Genomic DNA, 23,740 nt, shown 5'->3' with positions numbered 1-23,740 from the left:
ACAGCCGGTGTTGCCGGGCCGATTATTGCGGTATCAGCAAAAGTTTTTATACATTATTGTCATGTTTCTGATAACGGTTCTCAGATAAAATCCGTGATTATTTTCACAAATCAGAGATTGAAAAATGAGCAATATTTTAATTATCAATGGCGCGAAAAAGTTCGCCCACTCTAACGGTCAGCTGAACGATACCATGACAGATATTGCCGAGAGTTTTCTGCGTGATCTGGGCCACGACGTTCAGGTGACCCGCGCGGAAGCGGACTACAATATCGACGCGGAAGTAGAGAAATTCCTCTGGGCCGATGCGATTATCTGGCAGATGCCGGGCTGGTGGATGGGTGCCCCCTGGACGGTGAAAAAATATATGGACGATGTCTTCACCGCCGGTCACGGTAAACTGTACGCCAGCGACGGTCGTACCCGTTCTGACGCCAGCAAAAAATATGGCTCCGGTGGCCTGCTGCACGACACCAAATATATGCTTTCCCTGACCTGGAACGCCCCGCTGGAAGCCTTTGAAGACGAAAAACAGTTCTTCCACGGTGCCGGGGTTGATGGCGTGTATCTGCCGTTCCATAAAGCGAACCAGTTCCTGGCTATGAGCCCGCTGCCAACCTTTATTGCCAATGACGTCATGAAAATGCCGGACGTCCCGCGTTATACCGCAGAATATCGCAAGCATCTTGGTGAGATTTTTGGTTAACTGAAGCTCTGATAAAACAGGAGTTGATCATGCTGACAGTGATAGCTGAAATTCGCACCCGTCCCGGGCTGCACCATCGTCAGGCTGTTGTTGAAGCCATTAAGAAAAACACCCCGACCGTGCTGAAAGAAGCCGGTTGCCATGGTTATACCGCGCTGGTTGACCACGACAGCAATGCTGAATTTCAGGCCACGGCGGTGGACTCCATCATGATGGTGGAGAAGTGGGAATCCGTGGCGCATCTGCAGGCACACCTGCAAACGCCGCACATGAAAGCGTTTTCTGAAGCAACCAAAGACGACGTGTTAGATTTGCATATCCGGATTCTGGAAGAAGCCTGATCCCACGCGGATAGTGTTGATAAACCACCGGTAACCCGGTGGTTTGATCTTCACAACTGCTGTCAGGTACGCCAGAAGAAGCGGGAAAATAAAATCAGGATCGGGAATATTTCCAGCCGCCCGAGGATCATCGCCAGGCACATCAGATATTTCGCCCCGTCGTTTAGCACATCAAAAGATGAGACTGTGCTGCCAAACCCCAGCCCCATATTATTAATACAGGCCGCCACCGTCGCAAATGACGTGACCAGGTCATAGCCCATCATGTTCAGGATCCAGACAAACAGGATGCTGAAGCCAACATACAGAAAGAAGAAGCTCCATACTGAGCTGAGAATACGGTCGTTAATGATAACCCCGCCAATGCGCAACCCAATCTGCGCCCGGGGATGGGCCAGCTGGTGCAGCTCACGGCGGCTTTGCTTAAACAGGATCAGAAAGCGCAGCGCTTTGATCCCCCCGCAGGTTGAGCCAACGCACCCGCCAAAGAAACTCATCACCATCAGGAACATAATGGTATGAGACGGCCACTGCGCATAGTCCCCGGTGGCCAGGCCATTGTCCGTGATAACCGAGCTCACCAGAAAAAAAGCGTGCACCAGGCTATCGGGTATGTTGTACATCCCCACATGCCAGACTTGCCAGGCAGTGATCAGCACCACCACCAGCACCACAGACAGGAAGAAGTGCAGCTCCGCGTTACGCAGCAACGGCCTGAGGGAACGGCGGGAAAACGCCACAAACCATAAGGTAAAATTCACCGCCGAAAGCAGCGAGAATACCCCGGCAACCATTTCCACAACGTTACTGTTATAAAAACCGATGCTGGCGCTGTGGGTGGAGAATCCCCCCAGAGAGACCGTGGAGAGCGCGTGACACAGGGCATTGAACGCGGTCATGCCTGCGGCCATATAGGCCAGCATACAGCAGAGCCCGAGTATCGAATAAGTGAGCCACAGGCTGCGACTGGTGTCGGCAATGCGCGGGGTCAGGCGCTCTTCTTTCAGGGGGCCGGGCATTTCAGACTGATACAGCTTCATCCCGCCCACCCCCAGCAGGGGCAATACCGCCACGGCCAGCACAATAACCCCTAACCCGCCCAGGAAATTAAGCTGGGCGCGATAATACAGCATGGCTCTGGGGAGTGCGCCGACATCGTTTATCACCGTAGCACCGGTGGTCGTGATGCCGGAGACCCCCTCAAACAGCGCGCTGGCCAGGGTGAGATTCAGGGCATCATCCATTGCCAGCGGCATGGCGCTGATCAGCGAAAACAGCAGCCAGAACATCACGATAACGACAAAGCCATCCCGGGTTTTCAACTCCAGATCATTACCCCGAGTCGCGAGAAAGGCCAGGCCGCCGCCGCAAAAGCAGATACCGAAGGTAGCCAGAAAGATAAAAAAGCTGCGGTCTTTATCCAGTAAAGCCACCAGCATGGGGGGAAACATGGAGAAGCTGTATAAAAAAACCAGGAAACTGCAAAAGTGGGTGATCACCCGGCCCCGGGAGATCTTCTGCCGTAACTCACTATAACGTGTCGGATACATAAAGAAGTACGGTGCTCATATCAGGAATTGACCTAGTGTATACGATACATTCAGACTCCCCAAACAGGCCGCCCGTTGCCGGAGCATAAAAAAACGGCTTCCCACAGGGGAAGCCGTTACAGCATTGCTCTTTCAGGCGCGATCAGACTTCAATATCTGCCAGGTCGCCCTTCTCCTGCAGCCAGTTGCGCCGATCTTCAGAGCGCTTTTTCGCCAGCAGCATATCCATGACCGCCAGGGTTTTGGCGTCATCATCATCATTAATGGTCAGCTGCACCAGGCGGCGGGTATTCGGATCCAGCGTGGTTTCGCGCAGCTGCATCGGGTTCATCTCGCCCAGCCCTTTAAAGCGCTGCACGCCGGGTTTGCCCTTCTTGCGTTTGAGCTGCTCCAGCACGCCGTCTTTTTCGTTCTCATCCAGCGCGTAATAGACCTCTTTACCCAGGTCGATACGGTAGAGCGGCGGCATGGCCACATAGACATGGCCCCCTTTGACCAGCGCCCGGAAGTGGCGCACAAACAGCGCGCACAACAGTGTCGCGATGTGCAGACCGTCTGAGTCGGCATCCGCGAGAATGCAGATTTTCCCGTAGCGCAGCTGGCTGAGATCGTCACTGTCCGGATCAATACCCAGCGCCACGGAGATATCGTGCACCTCCTGGGAGGCCAGCACCTCGTCGGAAGAGACTTCCCAGGTGTTCAGGATCTTCCCCTTCAGCGGCATAATGGCCTGGTACTCCCGGTCACGGGCCTGTTTGGCAGAGCCGCCTGCGGAGTCCCCTTCCACCAGAAACAGCTCCGTGCGCTGTAAATCCTGGGCGGTACAGTCGGCCAGCTTGCCGGGCAGTGCCGGGCCGCTGGTGAGCTTTTTACGCACCACTTTTTTGGCTGCGCGCAGGCGACGCTGGGCGCTGGCAATCGCCATTTCCGCCAGTTGCTCTGCCGCCTGAACGTTCTGGTTCAGCCACAGGCTAAAGGCATCTTTCACCACCCCGGAGACAAAGGCCGCGCACTGGCGCGAGGAGAGGCGCTCTTTGGTCTGCCCGGCGAACTGCGGATCCTGCATTTTTACCGACAACACATAGCTACAGCGCTCCCAGATATCATCAGCCGAGAGCTTAACCCCGCGCGGCAGCAGATTGCGGAATTCACAGAACTCGCGGATCCCGTCCAGCAGCCCCTGGCGCAGCCCGTTAACGTGGGTGCCCCCGAGCATGGTGGGGATCAGGTTGACATAGCTTTCGGTGAGCAGCTCGCCGCCTTCCGGCAGCCACAGCAGCGCCCAGTCGATAGCGTCGCTCTCGCCGCTGAAGGTGCCGACAAACGGTTTTTCCGGCACAGTGAACAGGCCGTTTACTGCCTCGCTCAGATAGTCGTTCAGGCCGTCCTGGTAGCACCAGCGCTGTTCGGTATTGTTGACTTTATCCGTGAAGGTGATTTCCACCCCGGGGCACAGCACCGCTTTCGCTTTGAGCAGGTGGCTCATGCGCGAGACCGAAAAGCGCGGGCTGTCGAAGAAGGTTTCATCCGGCCAGAAGTGTACGCTGGTGCCGGTGTTGCGTTTGCCGCAGGTGCCGGTGACGGTGAGATCTTCCACTTTGTCGCCGTTTTCAAAGGCCATGGCATAGACCTGACCGTCGCGGCGCACTTTTACCTCGACCCGCTTAGACAGGGCGTTAACGACCGAGATCCCGACACCGTGCAACCCCCCGGAAAACTGATAGTTTTTATTGGAGAACTTGCCCCCGGCGTGCAGGCGGCAGAGGATCAGCTCAATGGCCGGTACGCCCTCTTCCGGGTGGATATCCACCGGCATGCCGCGCCCGTCGTCAATGACCTCCAGTGACTGATCCGCGTGCAGAATAACATCTACCCGCTTCGCGTGGCCCGCCAGCGCTTCATCCACGCTGTTATCGATAACTTCCTGGCCCAGATGGTTTGGTCTGGTGGTATCCGTGTACATCCCCGGGCGGCGGCGAACAGGCTCAAGCCCGGTGAGTACCTCAATGGCATCCGCGTTATATGATTGCGTCATGGTGTATTCATTCAGATAGCAAAACAGAGCGCCGTACCGGGGGTTTAATACAGCCCCAGAAAATCGACAATCTGTGGGAAATGATCTTCGAAGCCTGCAAAGGCGTGGTTTCCACCCGCTTCCACCGTCTGGCGACAGGCGGAGTAGTAGTCCACCGCCTGGCGGTAATCCAGCACTTCATCCCCGGTTTGTTGTAACAGCCAGATAAGATCCGGCGATTCCAGCGGGTCAATTTGCATCACTTTCAGATCGTAAATATGGCGTGACTCTAACACATATTGCTGGCCGGTGTAGGGGTTCCGGTTCTCACCCAGGTAGTCTGCCAGTAAATCAAATGGCCGTACTGCCGGGTTGACCACCACGGCGGGCACCACAAAACACTGGGAAAGCCAGGTGGCGTAATAGCCCCCGAGGGAGGAGCCGACAATGCCTAAATCCTCTCCGCCGTGCTCCAGTACGATGCCCTCCAGCATTTCTGCCGCCTGGGCCGGATAAGGCGGTAGCTGGGGGATAACCATCTCAATGTGGGGATGATGCTCCGCCAGCCACTGCTTCAGTAAGGTGGCCTTCGCCGAGCGGGGGGAACTGTTAAACCCGTGCAGATAGAGCAGCGTTGACATCAGTAACCTTCAGATTCCGTATCCGGACTGAACTGCATGCCGTCGATCCGGCACACTTCAGTGGTTAGTGTCCCATCAGGATGCAGCTGCAGCCAGCGCCACCCCGGGGGGATGGTATCCAGCGTAAAGTTGGTGCAGTGAGGTTTAAACTGAACGCTGGTCGACGGAGTCGCCAGCACCCGCAGATTATTCCACTGGGCATCCAGCTCCTGATGAATATGCCCGCACAGCAGAGTTCTGACCTGCGGGTGGCGGCGTAAGACGTCATCCAGCGCCCCGGCGTTACGCAGGCTGTGCTGGTCAAGCCAGCTGCACCCAGCCGGTAACGGGTGATGGTGCAGCAGTAACAGGGTATGGCGGTCAGGCTCCTGCGCCAGGGCGCGATCCAGCCACTCCAGCTGGTATTCGCTCAGCTCGCCGTGGGGAACGCCAAAGACCTGGCTGTCCAGCAGGACGATTTGCCAGTGGTCCCCGGCAATCACCCGTTTGGCGGCAGAGATCCCCGCTTCCTGTAAGGCACTGTACATGGCGGGCTGGAAATCGTGGTTACCGGGTAGCCAGACGCAGGGCAGCCCGAAGGGGGCAACGCCTTCGGCAAAGTGGTAATACGCCTGCAGGGAGTGGTCCTGGGCCAGATCCCCGGTGGCAACAATAAGGTCGTACTCTTTTGCCTGGCGGTGAATCGCCTGCAGAACAGCCTGATAGCTGTCCCAGGTTTTCACCCCCAGCAAGGTTTCATTTTTCCCTGCAAACAGGTGGGTATCGGTAATTTGCAAGATCCTGATGCTGGCCCCACCAGCAACAGAAAGGTTTAACAGGCTTTCCAAATGGTGTCCTTAGGTTTCACAACGCTAACAAACCGGAACTGCCATCGCTCCATGCGCCAGGCAATAGCGCAACCAGTCCGCAAGAAACTGGTTAATCTGATGTTTCTCGTCGCGTTGATGCAACTTTTTATTAGGATAATCATACCGTGCTTTAAAACGAAAGATCTGTTTAGTTGAACACACTTCCGCGACCATCGCATCATGATACAGCCGGACAGTCATTGACGGCAGGCTCCAGTAGCTGGTGTCAGGCGCCGTCTGCTCAATTTCCACCAGCGTAGTGTAGCGGGTAGACTCCAGAATAGTTAATCGATATCGCGCATTATTTACCTGATAATTTACCGTTTCACCTGGTACATCGCCACGGGGCAGCAGGCGGCGTAATTGTGCAAAGTTTGTCTCACACAGTCGCATCATTTCTGGAAAGTCAGGTGTATAGCGCTTCATTTTTAGTGGTCCCACTCTTTTCTCAGGGCCTCGTGGTGTAATTGCAGCCACTGCAGGGCAATTACCGACGCCGCGTTGTCAATTTTCCCCTCTTCTACCCACTGGTAAGCCTGCTCCCGGCTCACCACATGAACCCGAATATCTTCGTTTTCATCCGCCAGGCCATGGATCCCATGGGCACTGGTGGCATCCACTTCACCAGCCAGAATATATGTTCTTTCGGTGGTGCCTCCCGGGCTTGCCAGATAACTGTGCACGGGTTTAATCCGCCCCACCTTCAGGCCAGCTTCTTCCATGGATTCCCGGCGCGCCACATGCTCAAGGGACTCGCCCGGTTCAATCATACCGGCGACCATCTCCAGCAACCACGGGGTGGGGCTGGTTTCCAGTGCGGCAATGCGGATTTGCTCAATCAGCACAACTTTATCCTGCACCGGGTCAAAGGGTAGCAGCGCCACCGCATGGCCGCGCTCTAAAATTTCCCGCCGCACTTCGCCGCTCATTTCACCATTGAAAAGCCGGTGGCGAAAACGGTACAACTCCAGAGAAAAAAAACCACTGTACAGCGTTTCCCGTGCAATAATTTCTACATCATTTTCAGTCAGTGTCACTATGGGAGCCTGTGATTTATTCGTCATGATTTTGTCCTGCCTGCTATTGTGATGAGAGGTGCGATTTTCACGATTTTCGTCCGCCATACGCAGGAAGTGAGATAAATTAACCAGATAAACCTACACCATGGCACACAAGGTCAACTTCAACCGCGGGTGGGTTCTGCTAGAATTGACGATCATTTTGGGCTCTTGTCAGCGCTAACAAAAATTTTTGCTTCACAACAAGGAATGCAAATGAAGAAACTGCTCCCACTACTTATCGGGCTGAGTCTGGCAGGATTCAGTTCCATGAGCCAGGCAGAGAACCTGTTACAGGTTTATCAGCAGGCACGCGTGAGCAACCCGGACCTGCGTAAATCGGCTGCGGACCGCGATGCTGCTTTTGAGAAAATTAACGAAGCCCGCAGTCCCCTGCTGCCTCAGCTCGGTTTGGGTGCCGATTATACTTATAATAATGGCTATCGTGACAGATCGGGCATGAATTCTAATACGACCAGCGGCTCTCTGTCACTGACCCAGACTATCTTCGATATGTCCAAATGGCGCGCCCTGACCTTGCAGGAAAAAAGCGCCGGGATCCAGGATGTCAGTTATCAGACCGATCAGCAAACGCTGATCCTCAACACCGCCACGGCCTATTTTAACGTTCTGAACGCCATTGATACCCTCTCCTATACGGAAGCGCAAAAACAGGCTATCTACCGCCAGTTAGATCAGACATCACAGCGCTTTAACGTAGGCCTGGTAGCCATTACCGACGTGCAGAACGCCCGCGCCCAGTATGATAGCGTGCTGGCAGACGAAGTGACCGCCCGTAACAATCTGGATAACGCAGTGGAAGCCCTGCGCCAGGTGACTGGTAATTACTATCCGCAGCTGGCGGCGCTGAATGTGGACGGTTTTAAAACCAACCGCGCAGAGCCGGTTACCGCCCTGCTGAAAGAGGCTGAGAAGCGTAACTTGTCTCTGTTACAGGCCCGCCTGAGCCAGGATCTGGCCCGCGAGCAAATCCGCTATGCCCAGGACGGCCACCTGCCAACCGTGGGGCTGACCGCCTCCACCGGGATAACCAATAGCGACTATAACCACAAAGCGATTGCCGAAGGTTCCCGTGACAGCATTGTGGGTCAGAACCAGATTGGCCTGAACTTCTCACTGCCTATCTACTCTGGTGGTTCGGTAACCTCCCAGGTGAAACAGGCTCAGTATGCGTTTGTCGGCGCCAGTGAGCAGTTGGAATCCGCCCACCGCAGCGTGGTTCAGAACGTGCGTTCGTCTTATAACAACGTGAACGCCTCAGTCAGCAGCATTAACGCATACAAACAGACTGTGGTCTCGGCCCAGAGCTCTCTGGATGCGATGGAAGCGGGCTACTCCGTGGGTACGCGTACCATTGTGGATGTGCTCAATGCCACCACCACGCTGTATAACGCCAAACAGCAGCTGGCCAACGCCCGCTACACCTACCTTATCAACCAGCTGAATATTAAATCCGCGCTGGGTACGCTGAACGAGCAGGATCTGGTTGCGCTGAATGACACCCTGGGTAAACCGGTGTCCACCACGCCGGATGTGGTCGCCCCGCTTAACGAAGCGCAGGACGCCGCAGCCGAACGCATGGCGAACGTACCGCTACAGTGATCTTCGCCCGCTGAGCATAAAAGGCGTGCCGGGCACGCCTTTTTTATATTTGCGGTTTGCGAGCCGGATCGTAAGGCAACGTAAAGATGCGTCCCCCCGGCCCACTCACCGCTTCAATTTCCACCACCTATCACCTATTCTGACAGCTCTTGCTGTTTTTGAATCACCACTGGGCCGGGAACCTGACATGAAAAGGACAAAACACATCAATCACGCGACATTCCGCAAAAGCTGGAATGCGCGCCACCTCACCCCTGTCGCATTGGCGGTAACGGCTGTATTTATGCTGGCCGGGTGCGAAAAATCTGACGAAACCGTCTCTCTTTACCAGAATGCGGATGACTGCTCCCAGGCAAACCCGGGCAAAAGTGCCGAATGTACTACCGCTTATAACAACGCCATAAAAGAAGCGGAGCGCACCGCGCCGAAATACGCCACCCGGGAAGACTGCATTGCGGAATTTGGCGAAGGCCAGTGCCAGCAGGCCCCTGCTCAGGCTGGCATGGCGGCAGAGTCCTCCAGCGGCGGCAGCTTCTGGATGCCACTGATGGCCGGCTACATGATGGGCCGCATGATGGGCGGCGGCGCAGGCTTTGCCCAGCAGCCGCTGTTCTCCTCGAAAAACCCGAACAGCCCGGCCTATGGCCGCTATACGGACGCCAGCGGTAAAAACTACGGGGCCGCCACCCCGGGGCGCACCATGAACGTGCCCAAAACCGCCATGGCCCCGAAACCGGCCACCACCACTACCGTGACCCGCGGCGGCTTTGGCGAGTCTGTTGCGAAGCAGTCCACCATGCAGCGCAGCGCCAGCGGCACCAGCCACCGTTCAATGGGCGGTTAATCAATGGAACGTATTGCAATAACAGAGCGCCCGGACTGGCGCGACAAAGCCACAGAGTATGGTTTTAATTTTCACACCATGTACGGGGAACCCTACTGGTGTGAAGATGCCTATTACCGCTTCAGCCCGGCGCAGATTGACAAGCTGGAAACGGTCACCGAAGAGCTGCACCAGATGTGCCTGCAGGTTGTTGATCGCGTGGTCGCCAGTGACGCGCTGATGGCGCGCTTTTGTATCCCGAAGCACACCTGGGAGTTTGTGCGCCAGTCGTGGAAAACCCACCAGCCTTCGCTCTATTCACGCCTTGATCTGGCGTGGGACGGCACCGGTGAGCCTAAACTGCTGGAAAATAACGCCGATACCCCCACCTCTCTGTACGAGGCGGCCTTCTTTCAGTGGATCTGGCTGGAAGATCAGATAGCCAGCGGAAACCTTCCCCCCGACAGCGATCAGTTTAACAGCCTGCAGGAACAACTGATCGCGCGCTTTGCGCAACTAAAAGAGCACCATGGTTTTAACCTGCTGCACTTTACCTGCTGCCGGGACACGGTTGAAGACAGGGGCACTATTCAGTATCTCCAGGACTGCGCTGCCGAAGCCGGAGTGGCAAACGAATTCCTGTATATTGACGACATCGGCCTTGGCGAAAAGGGCCAGTTTACCGATCTGCAGGATCAGGTCATCAGCAACCTGTTTAAGCTCTACCCCTGGGAATTTATGCTGCGCGAAATGTTCTCCACCAAGCTGGAAGACGCTGGCGTGCGCTGGCTGGAACCGGCCTGGAAAAGCATTATTTCGAACAAAGCCCTGCTGCCGCTGCTGTGGGAAATGTTCCCGGACCACCCCAACCTGTTACCGGCCTGGTTTGCCGACGCAGAGCACCCGACCATGGACAAATACGTGGTAAAACCGCTGTTTTCCCGGGAAGGGGCCAATATTAAAATCATTGAAAACGGCACCCCGATAGCCGAGGTAGACGGCCCCTACGGGGAAGAGGGCTATATTGTGCAGCAGTTCCACCCGCTGCCGAAGTTTGGCGACAGCTACACCCTGATAGGCAGCTGGCTTATTAACGATAAAGCCGCCGGGATAGGGATCCGCGAAGATCGCGCGCTGATCACCCAGGATCTGTCGCGCTTCTACCCGCACACCTTCACCGGGTAACTCCGCACACTGAGACGATAAAGGCGCCTGATGGCGCCTTTATATTTTGTGCCGGTTATGCCCCGACCTGTACCGACAGCATACTGATCGATGCCATCTGCATCCCTTCGCCTGCTATCTCCAGCGGCTCCTGACCATCCCAGGTGCCCAGGGCATAGAGCAGCGGCAGGAAATGCTCTGGTGTCGGGTTAGCCAGCGCCCCGCCCGGGTGCTCCAGGTAACGGGCCAGCGGGTGCTGCTCATCCGGGCACTGCCAGGCCAGATTCGCTTTCACGTAGTCGTTAAACGCCTCTGCCCAGGGATAAGGCTCGCCCTCACCATGCCAGCGGGCGGCACGCAGGTTATGCACCACGTTGCCGCTGGCGATGATCAGTACCCCCTCATCCCGCAGTTGCGCCAGTTTGCGCCCCATGGCCAGGTGCCACTCCGGCGGTTTGGTGGAATCAATGCTCAGCTGCACCATCGGGATATCCGCCTGCGGATACATTTTAATAATGACCCCCCAGGAGCCGTGGTCAAACCCCCAGGACTCCTGCTCGCGAATGACCGGTACAGGGGCCAGCAGCTCCGCGGCCCGCCGGGCCAGTTCAGGTGATCCGGGGGCCGGGTACTGAATATCAAACAGGGCCTGGGGAAAACCGCCAAAATCATGGATGGTCGGCGGGGTTTCCATGGCGGTCACCGCGGTTCCCCGGGTATACCAGTGGGCCGAGATGGCAAGGATCGCACGCGGGCGCGGCAGTGACGCACCCAGATGCTGCCAGAGCCGGGTAAACGGGTTATCTTCCAGTACGTTCATTGGACTACCGTGGCCGAGAAATAGTGCGGGCATGCGTGCGGTCATATGCTTTTCCTTAACCAAAATGATATGGTTGATTTACATCAGAGTACGCGGTTTTCTGTTCAGATAAACCCGGATAACCATGATGATCATTGTCAGAAAATTTGAACACAGTACGCCATACTGTAAGCCCTGAACGTTACCCGGAGCCGGTAACAGAACACAGACAATACGCAAGGAGGGAGTATGTCGCTGCCGCTAATTCTGACCCTGCTGGCAGGGAGCACCACCTTTATCGGTGCGCTTCTGGTGATCATAGGCCAGAAACCCTCAAACCGGGTGCTGGCATTTTCCATCGGCTTTGCCGCCGGTATTATGCTGCTGATTTCCCTGATGGAGATGCTGCCCGCCGCCCTGGATACCGCCGGTATGAAACCGGTGCTGGGCTACGGTATGTTTCTGGCCGGTCTGCTGGGGTATTTCGCCCTCGACCGCTGTCTGCCCCATACCCATCCGCAGGATTTAACCTGCGGCAAACTGCAGCCGCGTAATCTGCGGCGCACCGCGCTGCTGCTGACTCTCGGCATCAGCCTGCATAATTTCCCGGAAGGGATCGCCACCTTTGTGACCGCCAGCAGTGATCTTGAACTGGGCACGGGGATTGCCCTGGCCGTCGCCCTGCACAATATTCCCGAAGGGCTGGCGGTGGCCGGGCCGGTGTATGCCGCCAGCGGCTCGCGCACCAGGGCCGTCTGCTGGGCGGGGTTGTCCGGCCTGGCGGAGATAGCCGGAGGGGTACTGGCGTGGCTGATTCTGGGCAGCGTTATCTCCCCGGTGATGATGGCGGCCATTATGGCGGCAGTGGCCGGGATAATGGTTGCCCTGTCGGTTGATGAGCTGATGCCAATGGCAAGAGAGATAGATCCGCACAATAACCCAAGCCACGGGGTGCTGTGCGGCATGGCGGTGATGGGGCTGAGCCTGTCGCTTCTGCAAAGCAGCGGGCTGGGCTAAATAACACAGACAAAAAAAACGGGCCCGCGTGTGGCCCGTTTTTTTATCTGTTTTCAGCGCAAGGCGCGCTGTCAGCTGGCTTTACGTTCGTGGGCCAGGCGGTATTCGCGCAAATCTTCAATGGTGACCACGGCCATATTGTGCTGGCGGGCAAACTCAATGCACTGCGGTGCACGGGCCATGGTGCCGTCGTCGTTGGTCAGCTCACACAGCACACCGGCAGGGCGGAAGCCCGCCAGGGTAACCAGATCAATGGTCGCTTCCGTGTGGCCGCCGCGGGTCAGCACGCCGCCAGGCTGGGCGCGCAGCGGGAACACGTGCCCCGGGCGGTGCAGATCAGCCGGAGTGGCGTTATCCGCAATGGCCGCGCGTACCGTGGTCAGGCGGTCTGCCGCCGATACCCCGGTTGTGACCCCGTGGGCCGCTTCAATGGTCACAGTAAAACCGGTGCCAAAGGCGCTGGTGTTGTTTTCAACCATCATCGGCAGATCCAGCTGCTTACGGCGTTCTTCCGTAATGCACAGGCAGACAATGCCGCTACCGTGGCGAATGGTCAGTGCCATTTGCTCCACAGTCATGTTCTCTGCGGGGAAAATCATATCCCCTTCGTTTTCACGATTTTCGTCGTCCAGCACCATAGCGCCGCGGCCTTCGCGCAGAGCTTTTAATGCGTTTTCAACGCGTTCGAAAGGCGTACCGTAAGCGGAAAGTAGCGTCTGATTCATGGTAAAAAAACCTCATTAATATTATGGATTACCAGAACCAGGGCAGTCTTAGGAGTGCCGTAAAACGGCTAAATCATAACGTGAGTGGGCCTTAACCCAACAGAGTTACTCTCTCCCATCCGGACTATGACCGTCGGCCCCGGAATTACACCGGATCTGCTGACCTCCGGACATCACTCCGGAGCGCTCGCGGGCTTTCAGCGCCATGGCTGATTTACCGCCGGTGGGGAGTTTCACCCCGCCCTGAGAATAAACAGGACAACTATAACCTTATTGATTAGTGTCGGCAACGACATCGTTCACGATTTCCGGTTTGCCGCCGGCAGCGCAGGCATTACAATGGCGCCAGTCCTTTACCGCACAGAGAACCCCATATGATTGACCCGAAGAAAATTGAAAGCATCGCCCGCCAGGTACACGAGTCCATGCCCAAAGGGATCCGCGAATTCGGTGAGGATGTTGAGAAAAAAATCCGCCAGATTTTACAGTCCCAGTTATCACGCCTGGATCTGGTAAGCCGCGAAGAGTTTGATGTTCAGACCCAGGTGCTGCTGCGCACCCGGGAAAAGCTGGCCGTGCTGGAGCAGCGTATTGCCGCTCTGGAAGAGCGCCAGAACCCGGGGACGGAGAACCCGTCTATCGAAGCCCAGGACTGACAAAAACATAGCGGGCCTGCTCTGCGGCCCGCTACGGGTTAGCGTCGGGAAATTAATGCCCGGCTTCCAGGGCTACGGATTTCACCGTGGCTTCCTTTCTGCAGTAAAGCGCATAGCGCTTGCAAAACCACTGGCGGTGCGCCTCATCCATATTGCCGGTTACCGCGTTAATATCCACCCTGCGCCCCTGGTTGTGCATCCGGGCAAAGGTACGGGCAAGAAAATCAAAATTCTCTAACGAATACAGTGCATTATTGTTCACGGGCCTACTCCTTCAGCGTATCGATTCCTGACTGTCCATTGGTTTTTTTTACTACCTATAGTAATGACAGATTTTTGCACCGCACCCTGAACATAAAATGCACAATTTCCGCAAGGCTATTGCGCGAAATCATAAAAAGTACGAGTTACACACCGGGAAAAAAAATCCCCCGGCCAGCGCGCGTCTGGCAGGGGGATGGTAACAGTCTTAAGAAAAGATCAGCGGCCGGTTGCCGGCTTACTGATTATCCGATGATTTCTGGATACGGCGGATAATATTGGTTGTCGAGCAGCCGTCTTCGAAGTTGAGCACCATCACGTCACCGCCATTGGCCCACACTTCCTGACTACCGGCGATCTCTTCCGGTTTATAGTCGCCCCCTTTCACCAGCAGATCCGGCAGAATTTCGCCGATCAGCCGCTGGGGGGTGTCCTCATCAAACTGCACAACCCAGTCCACAGACTCCAGCGCTGCCAGCACGATCATCCGCTGGTCCTGCGGGTTCACCGGGCGGGTAGCGCCCTTCAGCCGCCGGGTTGAGGCATCGCTGTTGACCGCCACAATCAGACGATCGCCAAGGCGCCGGGCATTAGCCAGATACGAAACGTGGCCCGCGTGGAGAATATCGAACACGCCATTGGTCATCACCACCTTTTCGCCCCGTTTGCGGGCCGCCGCCACGGCAGTTTTCAGCTCGTCTTCGCTCATGACACCAAAGCCGGTATCTGCCCGGCCGCGCACGGCGTTTTCCAGCTCTACCGGGGTCACCACCGAGGTTCCCAGTTTACCCACCACCACACCGGCTGCCGCATTGGCAAAGAAGCAGGCTTCTTCGAGGCTGTTTCCCGCCGCAAGCGTGGCCGCCAGCACCCCGATAACCGTATCACCGGCACCGGTGACGTCATACACTTCCTGCGCCTGTGTTGGCAGGTGCAGCGGCGCTTTGCCCGGCTGCAGCAGGGTCATCCCCTGCTCTGAACGGGTCACCAGCAGCGCAGACAGTTCAAAATCCGCCACCAGCTGCATGCCGCGCTCCACCAGTTGCGCTTCGGTTTTACACTTGCCGACAACCGCCTCAAACTCCGAGAGGTTTGGCGTCAGCAGGGTGGCCCCCCGGTAGCGCTCAAAATCCGTTCCCTTCGGGTCGATAAGTACCGGGACACCGGCATTGCGCGCCAGGGCAATCATCTGCTGCACGGTCGCCAGCGCCCCTTTGGCGTAGTCCGACAACACCAGCGCCCCGACACCGGGCAGCGCCTGGCTGATACGCTCATGCAGCGGCTGCGGATCCACCCCGTCAAACCCTTCTTCAAAATCCAGGCGGATCAGCTGCTGGTTGCGGGACAGGACCCGCAGCTTGGTAATGGTCGGATGGGTGGGCAGCGAAACGAAATCACATTTCACATTCACCCCGGTCAGTGCGCTGCTCAGGGCACGGGCCGCATCATCAATACCGGTCAGCCCCACCAGGCGCGAGGTGGCCCCCAGAGAGGCAATATTCATGGCGACGTTCGCCGCGCCGCCGGGGCGTTCTTCGATATTTTCCACCTTCACGACCGGCACCGGGGCTTCCGGGGAGATGCGGCTGGTCGGGCCGTACCAGTAGCGGTCAAGCATCACATCACCAACCACCATGACGCCAGCGCGGCTGTACTCGGGCAGCGTTACTTTCATTCCTGACTCTCCAGAGAGAAACTAAAAAATTTGCCGGATAATAGCATAAAATGCCGTTATCGCGCGTCGCGCCTGGCCGCTCACTGCGGGGCCAGCCAGGCCTGCCAGCTGCGCCTGACCTGCTCGCGCTCTTCAGCGAACGCCTCCGGCGCCACATGGCCGGGCAGCTCCTGGAGCGCCAGATGGTGCAGCGCATCACGCAGGGTCACGTAGGCATGGGTCAGGGCCCGGGCCTCGTCATCCCCCATGATATTGTTCCGGGCCAGCAGCTCCAGAATGCGCACATTATCAGACCAGCGCGTGAGCGCCGGCGACTGATGGGCATAGCGCAGCACCAGATACTGGGTAATAAACTCAATATCGGTGATCCCGCCTTCATCGGCTTTAATATCAAAGCGATCTTTGTGCTTATTGCCGAGGTGGGCGCGCATTTTCTCGCGCATTTCGCGCACCTCGGTTTGCAGTTTTTCCCCCTCCACCGGCAGGCAGAGGATATGCTGGCGGATGGCATCAAACCGCTGGCGTGTGCCCGGATCGCCATACACCACCCGGGCGCGTACCAGGGCCTGGTGCTCCCAGGTCCAGGCCTCGTTTTGCTGGTAATCGGCAAAGGCATCGATCGTGGTGACCAGCATCCCGGCGGCCCCGGAGGGGCGTAACCGGGCGTCCACCTCATACAAAATGCCGGAGGCGGTCCGGGTACTGAACAGGTGCATAATGCGCTGGGCCAGCCGCAGATAGAACTGGCGGCCGTCTATTTCGCGCGGGCCGTCTGTCATGACCTCTGCCGGGCAGTCGTGCAGAAACACCAGATCAAGATCCGAGCTGTAGCCCAGCTCCCAGCCCCCCAGCTTGCCGTAACCCACAACCGCAAAGCCGCGCCCTTCCCGGTCATGCAGGTGGGCAGGCTGGCCGTAGCGGGCCACCATATGGCCCCAGGCCTGATGCACCACCGCATCGATCATCGCCTCCGCAAGCCAGGTCAGGTGATCGCTGACCTTCATCACCGGTAGCGTGGCGGCAATATCCGCCGCAGCAATGCGCAGCAGTTGCGCCTGTTTAAACTGGCGCAGCGCTTCAAGCTGCTCTTCTTCATCGTCGTCCGGCACCCGCAGCAGGTACTGGCGCAGCTCATCCCGGTAGGCATCGGTGGCGGTGGGCTGATACAGGGTGGCCGGATCCAGTAGCTCATCCAGCAGCAGCGGGTAGCGCGCCAGCTGCCCGGCCACCATCGGTGAGGCGGCACACAGCCGGATCAGGTGTTTGAGCGCGCCGGGAAACTCCACCAGCAGCTCCAGATAGGTCGTGCGGGAGACGATCCCCACCAGCAAGACCACCAGACGCCCGAGGATCACCTGCGCATCCTCCCGCTGGCATATCTCACTGAGCAGGCGCGGCATCAGTTGATCCAGAACCTGGCGCCCCCGGGGGCCGATGGTGCGCTTTTCCACGTCACGGCGAAAATCGGCCAGGGTATCCAGCAGCCGCTGGCGATCCGGCGGTGAGAAGTGGCTCAGTACCGCCGCAGAGTCGCCCTCTTCAAAGGTATCCGTCCACAGTTCGCGCCAGCCTTCGTCGCTGTTTTCGGCGCTGCTGTCCTGCTCATCATCGCCGATCAGCTCATCAAAAATACGCCGTACCGCCTGCATATGCTGCGCCAGGGTGGCCTGCAGCGCAGGCCATGCTTCCTCCCCCATCGCCCAGGCCAGGCGGGCCTGGTTGAGTGCGTCATCAGGTAAGGTCTGGGTCTGTTCATCACCAATGCTCTGAAGCAGGTTCTCCAGGCGGCGCAGGTAGCACCAGGCGGCGCGCAGCCGGGTAATGTCGTCCGGGGCAAGCAGATGCAGGCTGGCGAGCGTTTCCAGGGTCTCCAGCCAGCCCCGGGTCTGTAGCTGTGGCTCCCGGCCGCCGCGGATCAGCTGGAATACCTGGACGATAAACTCCGCCTCGCGGATCCCCCCGGCCCCCAGCTTGATATTATTGGTCAGCCCCCGGCGGCGCACTTCCCGGGCAATCATCCCCTTCATGTTGCGCAGGGACTGGATCACGCTGAAATCAATATAGCGGCGGAACACAAAGGGCCGCAGCATACTGTGCAGCTCCTGGCACCAGGGGTCGTTGTTATCCCCCATGATGCGCGCTTTCACCATGGCGTAGCGCTCCCAGTCACGCCCCTGGTCCTGGTAGTAATCTTCCAGTGCGGCGTAGCTCATTACCAGCGGGCCGCCATCACCGAATGGCCGCAGGCGCATATCTACCCGGTAGACAAAACCGTCCCGGGTGGGCTGATCCAGCACTTTGATTAACCGCTGACCCAGGCGGGTAAAAAACTGCGCGTTATCCAGCTCCCGGCGACCGCCCCGGGTGGTGCCGTTTTCCGGCCAGGTGAAGATAAGATCGATATCCGAAGAGAAGTTAAGCTCCCCGCCCCCCAGCTTGCCCATACCGAGGATCATCAGCGGTTGCGCGACCCCCTGTGCGTTGCAGGGGGTGCCCCATTCACGGCAGCAGGCGCTGTACAGCCAGTCCCGGGCGCGGACAATCAGGATTTCCGCCAGCACGCTCAGCTGTTGCAGGGTTTCGGTCAGGGGCAGCAGATCCAGGGTCTGGGCCCAGGCGATGCGCACCATCACCCGCCGCCGGAACTGGCGCAGTACCTGCATCAGCCCGGCTTCATCGGTGACCGGTGCCAGTTCCTGGTCCAGCCACTGCCCGTAGTGCTGCCACTCCTGCGCCTGTGGGGGTTGTGCCAGCAGCGCCTGCCAGCCCGCCGGATCTGCCGGTACGCTGTCTGCCACAAAGTCGCTGAACGCCAGCACCGCGCGGGCGTCGTCACTCAGGGCGGTGGAGGCCTCTTCCGGCAGGCGGGAGATGGCCACCTGCTCCTGTTGTTGTAAAAGCGCAGAGCGTGACAGCATTGGATCGTTTCCCTCGGTTAGCGCCCGGTGCCCGGGCATGATTATCTGCCGCTGTGCAGCCAGAACGGCGCCAGGGCAAGGGCTTCCACCCGCCAGTGTTCGGTTTCATCATACTGGCCCTGCGCGATGGCCTGGCGCAGGTGTTCCCAGGTCTCCAGCCAGGGGCGGGTTTGCTGCTCATCATAGTGCCCGGCCAGCACCCGGATGGCATCCAGCTCCCGGGCCAGGCGCACCTGTTGCTGCTGGTAGTGGATATCATCCGCCGGGTGTAAAAAGGGCTGGCGCAGCTCTGCAGCATGGCGTGACAGCTGAATATCAGAGAAGCGTTTAAAAGAGCCGCTGAGCTTCTGGCGCGCTTTATCATCCACAAAGGCCAGCCAGCCGCGCTCAACCAGCCATTCGGTGATAGCCAGCCGGGTGCTGCCAAACAGCGGGCTCCAGACCAGCTCCGGTGCGGCGTCTTCCGCCTGGAGTGCCGCCTCGCACTGCATAAGCTGATCACGTAAGTGAGCACTTGCCTTACGCGGGATAATACCGCCAAACAGCGCCAGCACATGGCGCACCATGGCGACCGCGGCCAGCACCTGCCCTCTGGCCTGCCCGTTGCCCCGCACCCACAGCTCTTCGTGGTATTGCCAGTGGCTCAGGGCCAGCTCCAGTGCGCCGTCCAGCCCCTGCTCTACGGTGGATTTTGCCGGCATCTGCAGTATGCCTGGTGCCTTCAGCGGGCGCGCTTCATTGCCCCGGGCCAGGTGGTAGCCCCGGGCGGCTTTGCTCAGGCTTCCCTGGCGCAGCCCCGGTAACGTGATCAGTTGCCGGGCCAGGGCCAGCAGATCCCGGGTATTGCCCTCAAGGATTTCCAGCTCCAGCTCGCTGATGGGTTCATGCAGTTCACCGGCGCTGACCTCGCCCAGATCAAGGGCAATCTCTATGCGGCTCTCACCCTGAGTAACCACCCACTTCTCGCGGGAGAAGTTAGTGCTGAACAGCGGCGCGACACTGGCCGCCAGCGTGTCGGGATCCAGCCCGGCAGGCCACATGTCGGCCGGGAAACGCGCCAGGTCCAGCACCGATGTATCAAGCGCAATATTATATTCCGGGCGCTGGTGCAGGCCGCCTACCGTGTGGCCGGCGGTTTTCATGGTCATTTCATACTGGTCGTTATCGCCGCGTACCCGCAGGCCCATATCGTGACGGCGCAGTAAAAAGTCGCCGGTTTCGTAGTAGATATTCACCAGTTGACGGGGAGCACTGTGGCGGGATTCCAGCCCGTTTAACCGGGTGCGCAGTGCGTCCAGCGCGCTGCTGGCAACGATAAATTTTAATTCGATTTCTTGTGACATAGGCCGTTTACTTAACGCCGGACATCGGGAATGCATATTGCGGCGAACTTAATTGAAGAATGCTGGTCAGTTAATAATATTTTGCGCCAAATTGCTATGCCGGAGGCATACGGCGCTGTGGAAAAAGCAACGCGGTGTGCATCATCAGTCACGCAATGCAATCTTCTGGATGATTCTCATTCAGAATTAGATTTTGCACCGCCACACTGATGCCACTACTATCGTTTCACTTTTGGACAATATCGACGATCTGATGCCTAAATTACCCCTTATTTGCCTGACTTTATTAACGCTCGGCGTATCCGTTACGGCCCATAGCGAAGAAAAACGATACGTAACCGACGAGCTGAATACCTGGGTACGTAGTGGCCCGGGCGACAATTATCGTCTCGTTGGCACGGTAAACGCCGGTGAAGAAGTCACGCTGTTACAGAGCAATCCGGACACCAAATACGCCCAGGTACGCGATGCCAATGGCCGTACCTCATGGATTCCGTCGTCCCAGTTAACCAATCAGCCGAGTTTTAAAGTCCGGGTGCCTGAGCTGGAAAACCAGGTCAAAACCCTGAGCGATAAGCTGAATAATATCGATACCACCTGGAACCAGCGCACGGCAGACATGCAGAAGAAAGTGGCCGCCAGCGACAGCATCATCAACAGCCTGAAAGCCGAAAACCAGCAGCTGAAAAACCAGCTGATTGTGGCCCAGAAAAAGGTCAGCGCGGCGAATGTTCAGCTGGACGATAAACAGCGCGCCATTATTATGCAGTGGTTTATGTATGGCGGTGGCGTGGCCGGTATCGGCTTACTGCTGGGCCTGCTGCTGCCGCATATGATCCCCAGCCGCAAACGCAACAACCGCTGGATGAACTAGCCCCCCTTATCGCCCGCAACAACCGGCGCGCCCGCAGCCCGCCGGTTTTTTGTTTTTAGCGCACATCACGTATGATGGCGCGATAAAAGGGCGATTGGGTGAGAGGTGAAGGTGAAGCGTTATCTGGTAGGCGGTGCAGTACGCGACGGATTACTTGGCCTGGCGGTCAAAGATAAAGACTGGGTGGTGACCGGTGCCACCCCGCAGCAGATGCTGGACGCGGGTTACCAGCAGGTGGGCCGGGATTTCCCGGTCTTTTTGCACCCGCAGAGCCACGAGGAGTATGCCCTCGCCCGTACCGAGCGCAAATCCGGCCAGGGCTATACCGGCTTTACCTGCTATGCGGCGCCAGACGTTACCCTGGACGAAGATTTACTGCGCCGGGATCTGACCATCAACGCCCTGGCCATGGACGATGACGGGAATATTATCGATCCCTACGGCGGACAGCACGATCTGGCACAGCGCTGGCTGCGCCATGTTTCTGCCGCCTTCAGTGAAGATCCGCTGCGCGTACTGCGCATTGCCCGCTTTGCGGCCCGTTTCGCCCCCCTGGGTTTTCGTATCGCCCCCCCCACGTTTGAACTGATGTGCCAGATGGTCAGCAGCGGCGAATTGTCACAGCTGACACCTGAACGGGTGTGGAAAGAGACCGAAAAAGCCCTGCACAGCGACAGCCCGCAGGTCTATTTCCAGGTGCTGCGCGACTGCGGCGCCCTGCGGGTTCTGTTCCCGGAGATAGACGCCCTGTTTGGTGTACCGGCCCCGGAAAAATGGCACCCGGAGATAGACACCGGGGTCCACACCCTGATGACACTCGCCATGGCGGCCAGGCTCACCCCGGAAATTGATGTGCGTTTCGCCGCCCTGTGCCATGACCTCGGCAAAGGGCTCACCCCGCAGCATCTGTGGCCCCATCACCGGGGTCATGGCCTGGCGGGGGTGCCCCTGGTCCGGGAATTGTGCCAGCGCCTGCGGGTGCCCAATGACTTGCGCGATCTGGCCATGCTGATGGCGGAATATCACGATCTTATCCACACCTTCCCGATACTGCGCCCGGAGACCATCGTCCGGCTGTTTAATGCCCTGGATGCCTGGCGCAAGCCCAGGCGTATAGAGCAACTGGCCCTGACCAGCGAGGCAGACGCCCGGGGGCGTACCGGGTTTGAAGAGTGCGACTACAGCCAGGGGCGGTTACTGCGTGAAGCGTGGCAGGCCGCCTGCCAGGTGAATGCCCGGGATGTGATTGCCGAAGGATACCAGGGCCCGCAGATTAAAGAGGCGCTGACCCAAAAACGCATTGCCGCGGTGGCCCGCTGGAAGGAAGGACGCTGCCCTCAGCCACAGGACTGAGGGCAACACATCACATAAAAATGGCGTACACCACTGCCGCGACAATAAAGCGGTAGATGGCAAACGGTACAAACGAAATACGCTTGATAACCGTCAGGAAGGTTTTAATCGCGATCATCGCCACAACAAACGCCGCCACAAACCCGACGGCAAACATGGGCAGATCGTGGAGACTCAGGAAGTGCCAGCTTTTGTAGAGATCCAGCACTGTCGCCCCCATCATCATCGGGACGGCCAGCAGGAACGAAAACTCCGATGCCGCATAGCGGCTGACGCCGATAAGCATCCCGCCGCTGATGGTGGCCCCGGAACGGGAAAATCCCGGCCACAGGGCCAGGCACTGGAAGCAGCCGATTACAAACGCCTGACGATAAGTCATATCGTCGATCCCCACGGCCCGGGGCTGTCCGGGCTTCAGCCACTCTGCCGCCAGCAGCAGCAGGCCACCAACCACCAGGGCATACATCACGTTAACCGGGTTAAACAGGCTTTTAATGGTGTCGTGGAATACCAGGCCCAGCACCACAGCCGGGACCATCCCCAGCAGGATATGGATAAGGGACAAGCGGCCTGTGCGCTCCGGGTTATGTTTATCCCCCTCATAGGGGACCGGCTTGCCGAAGTTAATCCCGATAAGCGAGAACAGACGCCGCCAGAACATCACTACTACCGCCAGGATAGATCCCAGCTGAATGACTACCTCAAAGGTTTCTGCCGTATCACCGGTAAACCCCAGTAAATTGCCGACAATAATCATATGGCCAGTAGACGAGACCGGTAAAAATTCTGTCAATCCTTCGACAATCCCCAATATCAGCGCTGATATCAGTGAGTGTGCTTCTACCATTCTTAACCCCTATACCCTGAAATGAACAAACAGGCGCCAGACTGGCGCCAGAAAGAGCCGCTCCCGCCCTCATAGTGCGGGAGTGGTAATAACGTAACCGCATTAGCTTAACGGAAAATGAGGACTGTGTTATGCGCGGCTGCCGCGCTCAATAATCACCCCGACATTTGCCGCCCGGGCCACCGCGCCGGGTTTACTGACCTTGATTCGCACCCAGGGGGATGAGAATTTGCTCATCAGCAAACTGGCCAGCTCTTCCGCCACCCGCTCTACCAGCGCAAAGCGCTGGCCTTCCACGTGGGTAAGCACCGCCGCGCTGATATCCGCATAACTCAGGCAATCCGCCACGTCGTCACTGGCCGCGGCGCGCCGGTTATCCCACGCCAGTTCGATATCGAAAACCAGTTTCTGTTCAATGGTTTGCTCCCAGTCATACACCCCGATTGTCGTGATTGCCGAAAGTTGCTCTATAAATACAATATCCATCGTTCAGATCCGCTTTTT

Annotated in this window: 23 protein-coding genes and 1 riboswitch; of the genes, 9 read left to right on the top strand and 14 right to left on the bottom strand. The window is 57.8% G+C overall.

The window, feature by feature from the left end; all coding sequences use genetic code 11:
- The first annotated feature begins 124 nt into the window (after positions 1–124).
- Both EBL_RS02685 and EBL_RS02680 read left to right on the top strand, forming a co-directional pair.
- Positions 125–706, top strand: a complete 582-nt coding sequence (locus tag EBL_RS02685) for an NAD(P)H-dependent oxidoreductase (protein ID WP_002443320.1) — start codon at positions 125–127, stop codon at positions 704–706.
- A 29-nt stretch (positions 707–735) separates the two neighbouring features.
- Positions 736–1,047: a putative quinol monooxygenase gene (locus EBL_RS02680; protein ID WP_002443319.1), complete on the top strand. Its 312-nt coding sequence runs from the start codon at positions 736–738 to the stop codon at positions 1,045–1,047.
- A 62-nt stretch (positions 1,048–1,109) separates the two neighbouring features.
- Here the strand turns inward: EBL_RS02680 and EBL_RS02675 are convergent, their stop codons facing one another.
- From EBL_RS02675 to nudF, 6 genes are all read right to left on the bottom strand, one after another.
- Positions 1,110–2,597, bottom strand: coding sequence for a TrkH family potassium uptake protein (locus tag EBL_RS02675; protein WP_002443318.1), 1,488 nt, complete (start codon positions 2,595–2,597; stop codon positions 1,110–1,112).
- A gap of 142 nt (positions 2,598–2,739) precedes the next feature.
- Positions 2,740–4,632 (bottom strand): DNA topoisomerase IV subunit B, encoded by a 1,893-nt coding sequence (gene parE / locus EBL_RS02670; protein ID WP_002443315.1) that lies wholly within the window; start codon positions 4,630–4,632, stop codon positions 2,740–2,742.
- Positions 4,633–4,676: 44 nt separating this feature from the next.
- Positions 4,677–5,252 carry an esterase YqiA gene (gene yqiA, locus EBL_RS02665; RefSeq protein ID WP_002443313.1) on the bottom strand — a complete coding sequence of 192 codons (576 nt, stop codon included), beginning with the start codon at positions 5,250–5,252 and terminating at the stop codon, positions 4,677–4,679.
- Positions 5,252–6,079, bottom strand: a complete 828-nt coding sequence (cpdA, locus tag EBL_RS02660) for a 3',5'-cyclic-AMP phosphodiesterase (RefSeq protein WP_002443311.1) — start codon at positions 6,077–6,079, stop codon at positions 5,252–5,254. The genes yqiA and cpdA overlap by 1 nt, the downstream gene beginning before the upstream one ends.
- Positions 6,080–6,103: 24 nt before the next feature.
- Positions 6,104–6,526 (bottom strand): DUF1249 family protein, encoded by a 423-nt coding sequence (locus EBL_RS02655; protein ID WP_002443308.1) that lies wholly within the window; start codon positions 6,524–6,526, stop codon positions 6,104–6,106.
- 2 nt (positions 6,527–6,528) lie between these two features.
- The gene (nudF, locus tag EBL_RS02650) at positions 6,529–7,164 is read right to left on the bottom strand and encodes an ADP-ribose diphosphatase (protein WP_002443306.1); all 636 of its coding nucleotides are present in this window, start codon (positions 7,162–7,164) and stop codon (positions 6,529–6,531) included.
- 210 nt (positions 7,165–7,374) lie between these two features.
- On the opposite strand from nudF, the gene tolC reads away from it, so the two are divergent.
- The 3 genes from tolC (at position 7,375) to EBL_RS02635 (ending at position 10,789) form a co-directional block, all read left to right on the top strand.
- Positions 7,375–8,781, top strand: a complete 1,407-nt coding sequence (gene tolC / locus EBL_RS02645) for an outer membrane channel protein TolC (RefSeq protein WP_002443304.1) — start codon at positions 7,375–7,377, stop codon at positions 8,779–8,781.
- A gap of 187 nt (positions 8,782–8,968) precedes the next feature.
- Positions 8,969–9,625, top strand: coding sequence for a DUF1190 family protein (locus EBL_RS02640; RefSeq protein ID WP_002443302.1), 657 nt, complete (start codon positions 8,969–8,971; stop codon positions 9,623–9,625).
- Between the two features lie 3 nt (positions 9,626–9,628).
- Positions 9,629–10,789, top strand: a complete 1,161-nt coding sequence (locus EBL_RS02635) for a glutathionylspermidine synthase family protein (protein ID WP_002443300.1) — start codon at positions 9,629–9,631, stop codon at positions 10,787–10,789.
- A 55-nt stretch (positions 10,790–10,844) separates the two neighbouring features.
- On the opposite strand, the gene ygiD is transcribed toward EBL_RS02635, so the two are convergent.
- Complete coding sequence (gene ygiD, locus EBL_RS02630) at positions 10,845–11,633, bottom strand: 4,5-DOPA-extradiol-dioxygenase (protein WP_002443298.1); 789 nt, start codon at positions 11,631–11,633, stop codon at positions 10,845–10,847.
- A 183-nt stretch (positions 11,634–11,816) separates the two neighbouring features.
- On the opposite strand from ygiD, the gene zupT reads away from it, so the two are divergent.
- A complete protein-coding gene (gene zupT, locus EBL_RS02625) occupies positions 11,817–12,584 on the top strand; it encodes a zinc transporter ZupT (RefSeq protein WP_002443296.1) in 768 nt (255 codons plus the stop codon).
- Between the two features lie 71 nt (positions 12,585–12,655).
- On the opposite strand, the gene ribB is transcribed toward zupT, so the two are convergent.
- Positions 12,656–13,309: a 3,4-dihydroxy-2-butanone-4-phosphate synthase gene (ribB, locus tag EBL_RS02620; RefSeq protein ID WP_002443294.1), complete on the bottom strand. Its 654-nt coding sequence runs from the start codon at positions 13,307–13,309 to the stop codon at positions 12,656–12,658.
- Positions 13,310–13,412: 103 nt separating this feature from the next.
- Positions 13,413–13,564: riboswitch (FMN riboswitch) on the bottom strand.
- A gap of 119 nt (positions 13,565–13,683) precedes the next feature.
- Here ribB and ubiK point away from each other — a divergent pair.
- Positions 13,684–13,965 (top strand): ubiquinone biosynthesis accessory factor UbiK, encoded by a 282-nt coding sequence (gene ubiK, locus EBL_RS02615; RefSeq protein ID WP_002443293.1) that lies wholly within the window; start codon positions 13,684–13,686, stop codon positions 13,963–13,965.
- 52 nt (positions 13,966–14,017) lie between these two features.
- On the opposite strand, the gene glgS is transcribed toward ubiK, so the two are convergent.
- The 4 genes from glgS to EBL_RS02595 all read right to left on the bottom strand — a co-directional run bounded on the left by glgS (position 14,018) and on the right by EBL_RS02595 (position 20,162).
- Positions 14,018–14,227, bottom strand: coding sequence for a cell surface composition regulator GlgS (glgS, locus tag EBL_RS02610; protein ID WP_002443291.1), 210 nt, complete (start codon positions 14,225–14,227; stop codon positions 14,018–14,020).
- Positions 14,228–14,464: 237 nt separating this feature from the next.
- Entirely contained in the window at positions 14,465–15,901 is a 1,437-nt protein-coding gene (gene hldE / locus EBL_RS02605) for a bifunctional D-glycero-beta-D-manno-heptose-7-phosphate kinase/D-glycero-beta-D-manno-heptose 1-phosphate adenylyltransferase HldE (protein WP_002443290.1), read from the bottom strand.
- Between the two features lie 80 nt (positions 15,902–15,981).
- Positions 15,982–18,819: a bifunctional [glutamate--ammonia ligase]-adenylyl-L-tyrosine phosphorylase/[glutamate--ammonia-ligase] adenylyltransferase gene (gene glnE / locus EBL_RS02600; protein WP_002443288.1), complete on the bottom strand. Its 2,838-nt coding sequence runs from the start codon at positions 18,817–18,819 to the stop codon at positions 15,982–15,984.
- A gap of 41 nt (positions 18,820–18,860) precedes the next feature.
- Positions 18,861–20,162, bottom strand: a complete 1,302-nt coding sequence (locus EBL_RS02595) for a CYTH domain-containing protein (RefSeq protein ID WP_002443286.1) — start codon at positions 20,160–20,162, stop codon at positions 18,861–18,863.
- A gap of 253 nt (positions 20,163–20,415) precedes the next feature.
- On the opposite strand from EBL_RS02595, the gene EBL_RS02590 reads away from it, so the two are divergent.
- Both EBL_RS02590 and EBL_RS02585 read left to right on the top strand, forming a co-directional pair.
- Positions 20,416–21,036, top strand: a complete 621-nt coding sequence (locus EBL_RS02590) for a TIGR04211 family SH3 domain-containing protein (protein ID WP_014715795.1) — start codon at positions 20,416–20,418, stop codon at positions 21,034–21,036.
- A gap of 111 nt (positions 21,037–21,147) precedes the next feature.
- Positions 21,148–22,389, top strand: a complete 1,242-nt coding sequence (locus tag EBL_RS02585) for a multifunctional CCA addition/repair protein (protein WP_002443282.1) — start codon at positions 21,148–21,150, stop codon at positions 22,387–22,389.
- A gap of 10 nt (positions 22,390–22,399) precedes the next feature.
- On the opposite strand, the gene bacA is transcribed toward EBL_RS02585, so the two are convergent.
- Positions 22,400–23,236, bottom strand: coding sequence for an undecaprenyl-diphosphate phosphatase (gene bacA, locus EBL_RS02580; protein WP_002443280.1), 837 nt, complete (start codon positions 23,234–23,236; stop codon positions 22,400–22,402).
- Positions 23,237–23,365: 129 nt separating this feature from the next.
- The gene (gene folB, locus EBL_RS02575) at positions 23,366–23,722 is read right to left on the bottom strand and encodes a bifunctional dihydroneopterin aldolase/7,8-dihydroneopterin epimerase (RefSeq protein WP_002443278.1); all 357 of its coding nucleotides are present in this window, start codon (positions 23,720–23,722) and stop codon (positions 23,366–23,368) included.
- Between the last annotated feature and the right edge of the window lie 18 nt (positions 23,723–23,740).

Origin of the sequence: Shimwellia blattae DSM 4481 = NBRC 105725, from assembly GCF_000262305.1 — a bacterium.
GTDB lineage: Bacteria > Pseudomonadota > Gammaproteobacteria > Enterobacterales > Enterobacteriaceae > Shimwellia > Shimwellia blattae.
The sequence above is the reverse complement of the archived record's forward strand: the minus strand, read 5'-3'. Positions and strand labels throughout refer to the sequence as shown.